Source organism: Deltaproteobacteria bacterium RIFCSPHIGHO2_02_FULL_44_16, from assembly GCA_001798185.1.
GTDB lineage: Bacteria > UBA10199 > UBA10199 > 2-02-FULL-44-16 > 2-02-FULL-44-16 > 2-02-FULL-44-16.
This window is the reverse complement of record MGRM01000019.1, coordinates 1-12,731: the sequence shown is the minus strand read 5'-3', so window position 1 is coordinate 12,731 and position 12,731 is coordinate 1. Positions and strand designations below refer to the sequence as shown.

Annotated in this window: 13 protein-coding genes and 1 pseudogene (1 of these 14 running past the window's edge); 7 read left to right on the top strand and 7 right to left on the bottom strand. The window is 45.4% G+C overall.

The window, feature by feature from the left end; all coding sequences use genetic code 11:
* A pseudogene (locus A3C46_00540) lies at positions 1-1,519 on the top strand (hypothetical protein) (it extends 2,876 nt beyond the left edge of the window).
* Position 1,520: 1 nt separating this feature from the next.
* Positions 1,521-2,306 (top strand): thymidylate synthase, flavin-dependent, encoded by a 786-nt coding sequence (locus A3C46_00535; protein OGQ22074.1) that lies wholly within the window; start codon positions 1,521-1,523, stop codon positions 2,304-2,306.
* A gap of 166 nt (positions 2,307-2,472) precedes the next feature.
* Here the strand turns inward: A3C46_00535 and A3C46_00530 are convergent, their stop codons facing one another.
* Complete coding sequence (locus A3C46_00530) at positions 2,473-2,874, bottom strand: 6-pyruvoyl tetrahydrobiopterin synthase (GenBank protein OGQ22073.1); 402 nt, start codon at positions 2,872-2,874, stop codon at positions 2,473-2,475.
* Between the two features lie 161 nt (positions 2,875-3,035).
* On the bottom strand, positions 3,036-3,629 hold the full coding sequence (locus A3C46_00525) for a hypothetical protein (protein OGQ22072.1): 594 nt from the start codon (positions 3,627-3,629) through the stop codon (positions 3,036-3,038).
* A gap of 227 nt (positions 3,630-3,856) precedes the next feature.
* Here A3C46_00525 and A3C46_00520 point away from each other — a divergent pair, with 227 nt between their 5' ends.
* Both A3C46_00520 and A3C46_00515 read left to right on the top strand, forming a co-directional pair.
* On the top strand, positions 3,857-5,230 hold the full coding sequence (locus A3C46_00520) for a hypothetical protein (protein OGQ22071.1): 1,374 nt from the start codon (positions 3,857-3,859) through the stop codon (positions 5,228-5,230).
* A gap of 69 nt (positions 5,231-5,299) precedes the next feature.
* Entirely contained in the window at positions 5,300-6,226 is a 927-nt protein-coding gene (locus A3C46_00515; GenBank protein OGQ22070.1) for a hypothetical protein, read from the top strand.
* On the opposite strand, the gene A3C46_00510 is transcribed toward A3C46_00515, so the two are convergent.
* Genes A3C46_00510 through A3C46_00495 form a run of 4 tightly spaced genes read right to left on the bottom strand, consistent with a single transcriptional unit; the run spans position 6,191 to position 10,039 of the window.
* Complete coding sequence (locus A3C46_00510; protein OGQ22069.1) at positions 6,191-6,835, bottom strand: hypothetical protein; 645 nt, start codon at positions 6,833-6,835, stop codon at positions 6,191-6,193. The genes A3C46_00515 and A3C46_00510 overlap by 36 nt on opposite strands.
* A 14-nt stretch (positions 6,836-6,849) precedes the next feature.
* The gene (locus tag A3C46_00505; GenBank protein ID OGQ22068.1) at positions 6,850-8,391 is read right to left on the bottom strand and encodes a hypothetical protein; all 1,542 of its coding nucleotides are present in this window, start codon (positions 8,389-8,391) and stop codon (positions 6,850-6,852) included.
* 2 nt (positions 8,392-8,393) lie between these two features.
* Positions 8,394-9,110 carry an ABC transporter gene (locus A3C46_00500; protein ID OGQ22067.1) on the bottom strand — a complete coding sequence of 239 codons (717 nt, stop codon included), beginning with the start codon at positions 9,108-9,110 and terminating at the stop codon, positions 8,394-8,396.
* The gene (locus tag A3C46_00495; protein ID OGQ22081.1) at positions 9,107-10,039 is read right to left on the bottom strand and encodes a hypothetical protein; all 933 of its coding nucleotides are present in this window, start codon (positions 10,037-10,039) and stop codon (positions 9,107-9,109) included. Before A3C46_00495 ends, A3C46_00500 begins: the two co-directional genes overlap by 4 nt.
* A gap of 583 nt (positions 10,040-10,622) precedes the next feature.
* On the opposite strand from A3C46_00495, the gene A3C46_00490 reads away from it, so the two are divergent.
* The 3 genes from A3C46_00490 to A3C46_00480 all read left to right on the top strand — a co-directional run bounded on the left by A3C46_00490 (position 10,623) and on the right by A3C46_00480 (position 12,363).
* Positions 10,623-11,141 (top strand): cytidine deaminase, encoded by a 519-nt coding sequence (locus tag A3C46_00490; protein ID OGQ22080.1) that lies wholly within the window; start codon positions 10,623-10,625, stop codon positions 11,139-11,141.
* Entirely contained in the window at positions 11,138-11,479 is a 342-nt protein-coding gene (locus tag A3C46_00485) for an NADPH-dependent 7-cyano-7-deazaguanine reductase QueF (GenBank protein ID OGQ22066.1), read from the top strand. Before A3C46_00490 ends, A3C46_00485 begins: the two co-directional genes overlap by 4 nt.
* A gap of 242 nt (positions 11,480-11,721) precedes the next feature.
* On the top strand, positions 11,722-12,363 hold the full coding sequence (locus A3C46_00480) for a hypothetical protein (GenBank protein ID OGQ22065.1): 642 nt from the start codon (positions 11,722-11,724) through the stop codon (positions 12,361-12,363).
* Here the strand turns inward: A3C46_00480 and A3C46_00475 are convergent.
* Positions 12,360-12,641 carry a hypothetical protein gene (locus tag A3C46_00475; GenBank protein ID OGQ22064.1) on the bottom strand — a complete coding sequence of 94 codons (282 nt, stop codon included), beginning with the start codon at positions 12,639-12,641 and terminating at the stop codon, positions 12,360-12,362. The two genes, A3C46_00480 and A3C46_00475, sit on opposite strands and share 4 nt — an antisense overlap.
* Positions 12,642-12,731 lie beyond the last annotated feature (90 nt).

Genomic DNA, 12,731 nt, shown 5'->3' with positions numbered 1-12,731 from the left:
CTTTGCGCTTGTGAAATTTAAAAAGCTCGCTGGTGGTGGTTATTTTAAAATCGTCAATCGTTCTGTGCCGCTCGCACTAAAACATTTGGGATATACCAAAGAGGAGATCGCTGGCATCATTCAACACATCGAAGGAACCTCTTCATTACAGAATACTTCTCACATCAATAGTGATGTGCTGAAAGCAAAAGGTTTTACCCAAACCAACCTTGAAAAGATTGAACAAATCCTTCCCGGAACTTTTGAGCTCCCCTTTGCCTTCAATCATCACACGCTTGGCGCAGAGACTATGGCGCGTTTTGGACTGACGGAAGAGCAGTATACGAAACCGGGGTTCAATTTTCTGAAAACTATCGGCTTCACCGAAAAAGAGATCGAAGAAGCAAATCTTCAGATCTGTGGACACATGACGATCGAAGGAGCGCCACATCTTCGCGAAGAGCATCTTCCTGTTTTTGATTGCGCGAACAAATGTGGAAAGCAGGGAAAACGTTTTATTCTTCCGATGGCACACATCAAAATGATGGCAGCCGCACAACCGTTTCTCTCCGGCGCTATTTCGAAAACAATTAATGTTCCTCACGAAACAACTGCAGAAGAGATTGAAAAACTCTATGTTGAATCGTGGAAGGCAGGACTCAAAGCCGTTGCACTCTACCGAGATGGTTCAAAACTCTCTCAACCTCTCTCCTCAAGTTCAGAGAATAAATCGGAAAAGAAAGAAGAGACACAGGCTATGGCATCTGCGGCTTATGAGCAAGCAGCTCTCTCAGCGCAGCCGATCCTCAAACGCCGTCGCCTCCCTAAAAAACGAAAAGGGTTTACCCAAGAAGCGCGCATTGGGGGGCATAAAGTTTATCTTCGGACAGGTGAATACGAAGATGGAACCCTCGGCGAACTTTTTGTCGATATGCACAAAGAGGGAGCGGCGTATCGAAGTGTCATGAACTGTTTTGCGATCGCGATTTCTCTTGGGCTTCAATATGGAGTGCCACTTGAAGAATATGTCGACTGTTTCACCTTTACTCGCTTTGAACCTCAAGGAACGGTGGATCATCCCAACATCAAAATGGCAACATCCGTCGTTGATTTCATCTTCCGTGTTTTGGGAATGGAATATTTAGGACGCACCGATTTTGTCCAAGTGAAACCAGAGAGCAATGAAGAGGCAGTGAGCACCTCGCTTCAAGAGCTGGAACGAAAAGCAGAAGCGAATCGCACCTTAAAAGAAAAAGAAGCAGAAGAAGAACTTCGGAAAAAAGAACTTCCCCAATCGGTTGTCGCGAAGAAAACTGATGCGGTGGGATCTGTTGTTTCAAATCTGCAAACCACCACCACGAATTCTGGGGTGGTCGTCAATATTGCTCAAGCAAAACGAACTGTGGTGAGTGGCGCAAACCAACAACTTCAAAGCATGATGGGAGATGCCCCTTTCTGTGATGGCTGTGGACATACAACGGTTCGAAGCGGGGCCTGTTATAAATGCACGAATTGCGGTAATTCAATGGGTTGTTCGTAATATGGAAACGAATCGCATCGTTACGAAACCAAAAGTTTATCTGGTGGGAAAACAGACGCTCAATGAAGAGGCGTTTGCACGCTTTCTTCAGGATGAATCTTGTGACTTTACAACTGATACACCTGTCGCTGCCGAGAAACTCGCCGAAGCTGCAGGGCGTGTCTGCTACATGTCCTATGGCAAAGGTCGCAAGACGAACAAAGAATATCTCGATCGCATTATCGAGAGTAAACATGGCTCGGTCCTCGAACACGCTGTTTGGAATTTTCTTTTCACGGGTATTTCACGATCGTTAACTCATGAGTTAATTCGACATCGTGCCGGTGTTGGAATTTCTCAACTTTCACAACGTTATGTTGATGAATCTGATGCGCGTTATTGCATGCCTCCTCTTATTCGCGACAATCCTACACTTCATGAACAATGGATCAAAGCAATTGAAGCATCGCATCAATCGTATCTTGAACTTGCGAATTCACTCGAAAAGGTCGTTGCAGAGAAGCATCCGGAACTTTCCGGAACCGATCGTCGGAAGATGGTGAGACAAACTGCGCGCTCTGTCCTTCCCAATGCCTGCGAAACAAAACTCTTCTTCACCGCAAATGCACGCGCCTTACGACATATTATAGAATTACGAGGATCCATTCATGCGGATGCTGAAATCCGAGAACTCGCTGTAGAAATTGCGAAGATCATGAGGAAAGAATCCCCAAATCTTTTTGCGGATGTAAATATTGTGAAAGAAAAAGGAGAAGAAGTGGTCAGTATTACTTATTCAAAGGTATAAGTATGGGAACGGTTTCCACCAATAACTTATCAACTAAAAGGACAGAAGAATTGTTGGATAGACTTGATAAGTCTATAAACAAATTTAGTCTAACTACTACAATACTTTCAATGGTTATGATTTTTCTTGTAGTGGCTCAAATCATATGGGCTGTATATTCAAAACCTTAAATACTATACATCGCCTTCGCATTTTCGGATTCCCAGAGTTCGACCTGTTCCACCGGAAAACCGAATTCTTTGGTCTTCTCAAAAATATAGCGGGCTAAGTTTTCAGCAGTGGGACTAAACGGGAGAAGCAAAAAACGCTCTCCGGATTTGGCGAGCATCTCTTTGATGGGATCATTTTCTGAAAGCAGCATGGTGTGATCAATCTCATCGTCAATCCATTTTCCAATGGTTTCTTTCAGTTTTGCAAAATGAACCACCATCCCCTTTTCATCGAGCTTCTCTTGACGAAGAGAAATAGTCACTTTCGCGGTGTGTCCATGCAGATGACGACACTTGGTGTGATCACCAACAAGTCGATGACCGTAACAAAACGAAAATGTTTTTGAGACGGTGTACATATTTAAATCCTTTAAAAAAGCAGCCTGTCTGCTTTTTAAATTACATGTTGAATTAACTTTTTATGAGTACGCTGTCATTCCTGCGAAAGCAGGAATCCAGGTATTTATCAGCTTTTCTGGATCCCCGCCTTCGCGAGGATGACATACTAAAAATTAATTCACTATAGTGTCACAAGATGGCCACTCCCTTTCTCTTCAGTTGCTAAACTCCAGATTTTTTCAAGCACCTCTTGCATCTCCTCCGGCGTATCAATTCTCGAAAGAGCGAGCGCATTCACTCGAAGACGATCTTTAAAAATACGAGCCAGAGCTTTCGTGAGCGCATCCACTCCTGCTTTCGCAATACAATAGGGAAGGCGATGCGCATACGGTTTTTTAGCATAAATGTCGCTCATAAAAATGAGACTACCGCCTCTTTTCATGTGGGGAGCAAGCTTTTGGGCAAGAAAAAACGCTGCTTTTAAATCAACATCAAATCCGCGGTCCCAATCCTCTTCCGTTACCTCTTCAAATGGTTTCTGTTCAAAACGTGAGGCAAGATGAATGAAGAGATCAATCGATCCCAGATGCTGCGATGCCGAATGAATACATTGATCAATTCCTTCTATCGTCGATAAATCGACAAAAAAAATCTCAAATTCTGATTCTTCTTTTTTCGAAGAACCCTGCAAAAAGAGTTTTGCCCCTTTGGATCTCAAAAAAGGGGCTAACGCCTTTCCTATTTTTCCGGTCGCTCCAGTGATCACAACATTCATATTGAAAATCGTATAAAGGAACTCCTCAAAAAGGTCCAGATGCGAGGCAGTCTGAGGAAGCCGACTGAGACGTACTGAAAGTACGTCGCAAGAAGTGCTGACGAAGACAACGAAGCCGATGGGCCTTTTTCAGAGGTTCCTGAGGTCCATTTTTTTAAAACGCAACCTTTTCTCTTTGATGACGATAATGACAGTGTAAGGGGAACCTCTTGGGCGGAGAGAAGAGAATGAAACACATTATATTTCAACTAGTTATAACAACATTCACTTTTGCTTTGTCTCTTCCCTCCCAAAGTTGGGCTGGAGGGAATCCTTTTCCGACAGATGTCGATGAATATGAACTCACGTACGAAACAGGTGGAGATCAGGAATACTTCGATTATCTCTATGTGACGTTTCAACCGCTTTCAAGGATGAACACGAGAACTTTCGTAAAAGAATGCATGAGCTCTGATCATGGCGATGTTATCTGTGATGAAACGGATCCTCAATTTAACAAGGAAGGGGAATGTCCTGGTGAAGCTCTCCCTCCTCCTCAAATACAACCTGGAGAAACTCCTCCCGCGGAACCATGTGGTGAAGTCATAGGCCTTCCCTATGAAGAGACACTTCGTGATCTTGTATCTGAACATGTCAATGCAGAGACCGGGGAAATAACTTATAAGCTCTCGTATCAAAAAGGATTTTTGATGTATGGATTTCCTATTGCATTAACCGTTCAGCAATTTGCAACTCCGGTTCTTGATGTCACAAAAGCCCAAATGGCTTCAACAGATCCGACACCTGTCCAAAACCCACAATCCCCGGCAGGAGAAGCATCTCCACCAAAACCATCAGATAAAATTCGCAACCCGCTGAGTCTTCCCGAAGCTTCCGACGAAGAGGGAGAAGAGATGGGTCCTCATATCAAAACGCTCAACGCTGAAGGAGCTTCGTGCAGTTTGATGAAAAATCCCTCGAAACCTTCCGGGACACTTTTTGGACTTCTTTTGATGACACTCTTGCTTCTCATCACTCAACGATATCGACGCTGCATAAAAAGTATGCGGATCTTTGCTCTCTTCTTTCTCTGTCTCTTCCCTCAAGTAACCTTTGCTCAAACGGAAAAAGTGGTCTGTCATATCGATCTTCCTTCTGGCACGACCATGAATGATCGTGATTGCGATAACGTCACCGATGTCAGAGATTTCTGCCCCGATAATTACGATCCAGGTCAGTCTGATCGCGATGGAGACCGAGTCGGAGATGCCTGCGATAATTGTCCTTATGTGATGAATCCTGGCCAAGAACAGGAAGATGGAAAAAATCACGGAATCGCCTGCGCTCCTGATTTAGATCGTGACGGTTTTTCAGACGAAGTGGATGTTTGCTCCCGTCTTTATAACCCCGATCAAGTCGATACGGATGGAGATGGTGTTGGAGATGCCTGTGAAATTGTCATCGCTGACGTCACTCCTATTCAAAATGTCCCCGAAGATGTGAAAAATGTAAGTAAAAGTGGGGGATGTAGCCTTGTTTTTGAGCAAAAACCTTTAACATTTTCACTCTTTTTGCTCTTTTTCCCTCTTATTCCTCTTGCCCTCCTACGACGCTCGTCATAAGCAAAAAAAGACGCAACCTTTTGAGAAAAAGGCCGAAGTTCATGATAGGCGTGTCACAGGAGGAAAAGCATGAATCGGCTTCTTTGGATTATTCCTTTTATCATTGTTCTCGGATCAGCAGCGTCCAGTTTTGCGCGGCCTCTCGGTTGTTCTTCATCTTCCCCCAGTGGTCTGGATACTGACTGCGATGGAGTCGCTGACGAAGAAGATAACTGTGTGAACGTCCCCAATGGAGATTGTACTATCGATGATCCAATCAGCTGCGACATCGACGATAACGGAACTCTTTCCGAAGCAGAACTTGAAGGGGGAGGACAAAGAAATACAGATTTAGATGACGAAGGTGACGCCTGTGATGATCGCGACGGTGACAATCTTATCGATATTTTCGATAGCTGTCCCGATGTTCAAAATCCAACTCAACAAGGACCTGACGATTTTTCCGCCTGTACCGATAAAGATTTTGACGGTCAGGGCGACAGTCTCGACAACTGTCCTTCAGAATCTAATCCCGATCAAAAAAACCGAGACGGCGACACCTTGGGCGACGCCTGTGATAAATGTATTTTCACGATCGATACTGGAGCTGATAGCGACGGTGATGGCATTGGGGATGCGTGTGAAAATGATATCGACAACGATACGATTCGAAACGAACGAGATAACTGTCCCGCCATTCCGAATCGCGATCAACTCGATCGTGATCAAGATAAAGTCGGCGATGCCTGTGATAACTGCCCAAATATTTCAAATACCGATCAAGAAAATATTTGTCCCGATCCTTCCGTTGTTCCAGGACCGCAACCAGCTGAAGATATTTTGGGAGGCTTGCCAGAACAACGTGAACTCGTCTCTGGAAGCGGCGGCTGCACACTTTCTGCTGCCACCACGACAGATCCAGAACCAATCAGTGGCTTTTTAGGATTAATGATTCTTGTCGGCATGACCATCGGAATTATCTCACTGCTTCGTTCCCGACGCATCCGACGTTTCTGAGGGGCTGCCGCCCGCAGAGCTAGCGCTCTTTTCTGGGCGAAAATCGTCAACAGAAGGAGAGAAAATCCCCTGAAGGGATTTGTTCACTAAATAGACTTCATCTTTTCCTTCATAACGAACGTAATTACTCACAAAATCAGGTCCATTTTTTCCGATGATCAGAGAAGCAAGAAGTTTTCCGTCTCGATCATAGAACTTTAACTTCTGCCCCGTCACTCCAACTTGATATTCCATCTGCTTACTTGGATTCGCACTGACGAGTATTCCTTGAGGAAGATCTCCAAAAACTCCCAGAGCTTGGTGGACACGTGCGGTATCAGCATCAACCCATTCAGGTTCACCCACAGAAGAAGATATCCCCTCTTTTACCGCCACTTGTTTTTCGAGTTCAGAGGTAAACTTTGCAACTTTCCAACCTTCTCCTTCTCGCTTCAGTTGAATTCCTCCAATGAAATGTTCAAACTCAATTTTTTCGACGTTGTGCGCATCAAACTTCTCAAGGAGTTGTCGTTCCTCTTTTCCGGTAAAAAGATCGGGCCGTTCGAAAATAAAAATTGCGAAAGCCAGAACCAGAGTCATCCCGAAATAAAAATAGGGTCGTTTCTTCATAAAAGAAAATGTCCTTATCGCTGATACGCCAAACGGAGTGTATGATGACGACGTCGACGCACAATATATACCATTACTCCAATGAGAAGAACGAGAACGGGAGCAATTATCATATTCAAAAGACGAATGAACGCACGTGCTCCATCTGAAAGAAGAGCAATCGGTCGTGTCTGTGTCATTCGCGAACGGATCCCGATGAGCTCAGTCCCCCACGCAAAAGAATCGACGGCGTTTTCAAAGAAGACGGCGTTTTCAGGAAACATCTGCAGAAATTGGTCATTCAAAAAACGGCTGCTTCCGACAACTAAGAGTTTTGCCGCTTCTGTACTTGTGGTGACCTGTTCTCGTCCTTTTGGAACTTTAAAATTTTCTCCAAAGGCTGACGGTATTTTTCCCTCTACCAAAGCTGCCAGCGAAACGCTTTTCCCCGATTGCGTGAGCAATTGATTCGCATCTTGCGGAGAAAGACTGGGAAGTGGATCGATCGGAGTCGTGACGCCATAACCGGTTGTCGAAGCGAGTGATTGAATTTTTCGTTCATCCTGGGAAGAAGCGAGCGTGAGCGCACTGGTCCACGGAAGCGTGAAGGCTTCAAGTCCCGCAACAAAAGGAATATCGGAAGCAAAGCCTTCCTTCCGAACAATGGGCCAAAAAGCATAAGGAAGATAATAGGTCACCGCTCCCCCTTGAAACGAGGCGGTGGCATGGGATCGATCGACCACCATTTGGTTTTCAACGGTCACCCCGTAACGCATGAGCAGATCCACAAGTTTTGTCTCTTGTTTTTCAAGCTGTAATCCCTGCCCCACACCCCATCGATCCACAAGCGCAATGACATGGCCACCCGCCATCAAATACTGATCGATGACAAAAAGAGCATCATCGGTCAGCTCCTGAGAAGAGACAACGACAAGCGCATCATATTCTTTTGGAGAAAGGATCTCTTTCTGTTCATTGCTCACTTCTCGAATCTGATAACGACGAGAGAGAAGCTGTTTCATGTCCTGAAAGGCTCCAGCTCCCCACCATCCAAGCGTCGGAAGTTTATCTGTCGAAACTTTGAGAATTGCTTGCGCAAGATCGTATTCAAGATTGCCGACCTGTTGAAGCACCGGTATCACTTCTTGCTTATCGCCAAAAAGAACTGCGAGTCCTAAAAAGATTTTGGCCACTTCGCGTCGATCATTTTCAATCACATTCAGTTGCACTGGCGCAATGCCCAGCATCACCGCTTTTTGTTCATCGAGTTCTGAATCAGCGGGGTCGATATATTCAATTTGAATTTTTCTTCCGGCATATCGCTTAAACTCATCCAAGACATCATCGGTCGTACGACGAAGCGGGAGAAGGGCTGGCGGAAGATCGTGAGTAAAATAGAGTCGCACGGTAACGACATCATCCAGTTTTTCTAAAAGCTGTTTTGTCGCATCTGAAAGCGTATAGTCTTGATTTTCCGTCATATCGAAACGAAATGCGTGACGCGAAGCCACAAAATTAAGGATCAGAAAAAGAAGAAAAAAAGTAAGGAGACTGATGAAATGATGTCTGCGTTTCATAATTACTTTCTCGCCTTTGTCTGAATGACGTTGAGATTGAGAAAAAGAAAAAATGCGATCATCGAAAGATAATACAAAATATCTCGCGAATCAATCACACCGCGAGCAATCGAATCAAAGTGCATACCAATGCCGAAGTATTGAAACATCGGGGCGACAAAACTTCCTCGTGCCCCTGAAAGAAGCGGACTTCCGAGCATGAAGAAAAGAAAGGAGACTACAACTGCCAAAATAAAAGCAATAATCTGATTTTCCGTCATACTCGAAATCGTCAAACCGATCGCCAAATAGGCTCCTGCCATAAAAAGCAGACCAATATATCCTCCGATGACAGGACCCCAATCGAGATTTCCAAGAAAGGCAACACTCATGACCATCGGAAAAGTGAAAAAAAGAGCCGTGACAAGAAGAGCGAAAGCTCCCAAAAATTTCCCTAACACCACTTCGATATCGCGCACCGGAAGGGTAAATAAAATTTCAAGTGTCCCTTGTTTGCGTTCTTCAGCCCATTTTCCCATTGAAACTGCAGGAATGAAAAAAAGAAAGATCCAGGGTTGAATGGAAAAAAAACTTCGCACATCTGTTTGTCCAACTAAAAAAAATCCTCGGAAGAAAAACCAATTCGCGAGCACAAGGTAGGTCATCAAATAGACATAGGCAATCGGAGAGGTGAAATAAGAAAAAAATTCTCGTTTCGTCATGGTCACTATTTTTTTCATGCGCCTGTCAGCTCCCGAAAAACATCTTCAAGCGATGCTCTCTCACGCGTGAGTTCCACAAGCGGAAATCCACCTTCAACCGCTGCATGGAAAATTTCTTCAGCACAATTTTTTCCATTAAGTTCCCGAAGCGAAAAGCGCTGCGCGCTTTCATCCTCAGATGTCATCCATTCTTGAAACTCAACTCCTTTCACTTTGGAAAATACTTCATGAATGCGCTCTCGTGGCGCCTTCGCAGTAACAATATAACTCACTTTCCCTTTTCCCTGTCGCATGAGCTCTTCGATCGTTCCCACGCCAACTAATGTTCCTGAAGAGATAATCATGGCACGCGAACAGGTGGCTTCGACTTCTTGCAAAATATGCGTTGAAAGAATGACCGTTCTCTCCCGACCAAGCGTACGAATCACATTTCGGATTTCGCCGATTTGATTGGGATCAAGACCACTCGTCGGTTCATCGAGAATCAAAATCTTCGGTTCATGGATCATGGCTTGCGCCAATCCTACCCTCTGACGGTAACCTTTCGAGAGCTGGCCAATAATTCGACCCACAACATTTTCAAGGCCACAAGCTTCGACCATCTTTCGAATACGTGTTTGCAGTTCACTTTTCGCAATACCTCGAAGCGTTCCAATATAGGAGAGATACGCCGTCACTTCGAGATCGAGATACACTGGAGCGTTTTCCGGCAAATATCCAATGTGCTGACGCACTTTTCTGCTTTCTTCCATAACATTCACGCCATCAATGGTGATTTGACCTGTGTCAGCACGAAGGAAACCGGTAAGAATACGCATGGTCGTGGTTTTTCCAGCGCCATTGGGTCCTAAAAGACCGACCACTTCCCCTTTTGCGACATCAAAGGAGATATCCTTGACAGCCTGAACCGACCCGAAAGATTTTTGGAGATGTTCAACGTGGATCATGAACGGAGATATTTGAAGAAAATTGAGGCAACTGTCAAGATACGGTTTGATCCTTTCTCTATTCTTTGTTAGGTGAACGCACATGCTCATTGGACTGACGGGAAAAAATGCGGCCGGAAAAGGAGAGGTGGCAAAACTTCTTCGAGAGAGTGGTTACGAATATCATTCCCTCTCCGATATTCTTCGCGAAGAACTGACGAAACGAAAGCAACAGGTCACTCGCGAAAATTTGATTCAGATTGGGAATCAACTCCGTACTGAATATGGTGCTGGCGTCTTGGCAGAAAAGACGCTTCAAAAACTAACCCCAGGAAACAGCGCAGCTGTTGATTCGATTCGAAATCCCTTTGAAGTTGAAGTGCTCCGCCGTCGCGACGATTTTTTTCTCATTGCCGTGGATGCTGATCCCAAAATTCGATTCGAACGTCTTAAAAATCGTGCCCGCGAAGGAGATCCCACCACCTACGATCTCTTCCTCGAACTTGAAGCTCGTGAAGCGCAATCAAGCGATGCCACCACTCAGCAACTCAATCGCACGATCGATATGGCTGATGCTGGCATTCTCAATGACGGCACCCTTGAAATGCTCGGAGATAAAGTGCGCGAAGTCATTCAAGGACTTGCTGCAAGTCGCGCCCGACCTGATTGGGATCACTATTTTATGAACATTGCTCGCGTCGTGGCGCTTCGTTCGAATTGCATCAAACGGAAAGTCGCTGCAGTTGTGGTCAAGGATCATCGCCTTGTCTCGACCGGTTACAACGGAACTCCTCGCGGCATTCGCAATTGCAACGAAGGAGGTTGTCCCCGGTGCAATCAACTCGGAAAATCGGGAGCCAATCTCGATGAATGCGTCTGTTCCCACGCTGAAGAAAACGCGATTGTCCAAGCAGCGTATCACGGCACGACGCTGAAAGGAGCAACCCTCTACTGTCTTATCTCACCATGTCTCACATGCACAAAAATGATTATTAACAGTGGTATTCGCGAAGTGGTGTACACGTCAGAATATACGATTTCCGAAACTCCTCTTCGTCTTCTGAAAGAAGCTGGAATCACGGTTCGTGTTTTGGAAAAACCGCTCAAAAGGAAAGAACGATGATCGAAACGTTTCCTAATCCTCATCCGGAACGCAACTACACGATCGAATGCACCACGAACGAGTTTACCTGTCTCTGTCCTCGTACGGGACAACCCGATTTTGCAACGATAACGGTTCAGTATATTCCCGATCAACTCTGTTTCGAGCTCAAAAGTTTCAAACTCTATCTTTGGAGTTATCGTCAAGAAGGGGCTTTTCATGAAGCGGTGACGAATCGGATTTTGTCTGATGTCGTAGAAGCGGTGCAACCGCGTTGGATGGAAGTTAAAGCCGATTTCAATATTCGCGGCGGCATTGCAACGACGATAACGGCGACGCATGGCAAAAAGTTTCTCTAACAGATTATTGAAAAAGTCTCTCGGAGGCGTTGTCTCACTACGGCAAAAATCCTCACACGCCAGATTTTTGCCTGCGCTTCAGCCTACTGGGTATTGAGGCTTCGTTGCCAGTGTCTGAAGACGCCGCTCGACAATCGCCTCCTGCGGACTTTTTCAACCTCGGCATCAGCATTTTTCAGTTTTCAAATGAATTGCTTTTCTCCTTGATGCTTCCCTTCAAATGACATTATGTCAGAGCAATTATGGCTCCGAAGATAGAGAAACCTGGTTTTAGCCTTTCGATTCGCCCTCCAGAACAAGAAACAGCCCTCTTGCCAGGAGCGCTGGATGCCGCACGGCGACTGAGCGCAAGAGCCCAAAGTTCAACCATCATTGCTCCTCCTCCCTCAGATGGATTTTTGAATGCCCTTCGAAATTTATTTGGTGCCAGCGCTGTGGCTTCAATGACACAACTCCTTGATAATATTGAGAAATTACCAATAGGCCATCATCCTGAGGTGCTCACGCGTGTGAGCAAACTCCCTCCTTCACAAGCAGCAAGGCCCATTCGGCTTCTTTTTGATCGAAGTGATTTACAGGGTCGATTTGATATTGAACAAACGGTCGTGCTTCATCGCCCTGAGCTTGCAGATCGTTCTCTTCTGGAAAGACTTTTTCACGCGTGGTTTCGTCGCACAACGCCAGAAGAACTTGGCCATGTCTATGCCGATGCGACGACGATTGCCGAAGCACATCCTTTCACTTCGAAAGCAGCTTTTAATTTGGGATGGCACCGCACTATGCTCAAAGGATTTGCTTCAGAAGATGCCAATATTCCCGAAGAGGTCAGCAAAAGACTTGATCGTCTTTTTCCTCGATCCTCCCCTTTTCAACGAATAAGTTAAGTCTGTTCTGAAGTAAAAATAATGCGTCCAAAAGGCGGGGCTGTCATTTTTTTCTGTTTCTGAACATATTCGATGACCGTATCGAGCATACGAAGAGATAAAAAGAAAAAAAGAAGAGAACCCCAAACTGTCATCGCATTTTCTCTCGGGGTACGGCGGCTTCGGTTACGCTCCTTGCCGCCTCTGTTTCCATCGGCGCGATCTTTGAGATTGCATCGACGCACCTCAGTCAAAGGCCCCCTGTGAGAAAATCCTTGCCAGTTTGGTTTGTGGTCCATGGTATAGGGCACCTCTAAAAACTTCCTTGAGTGGCATTGATTATCTTGGATAAAATGTGGTGGTGATGTAGAAGGAAGACATGAGCCACT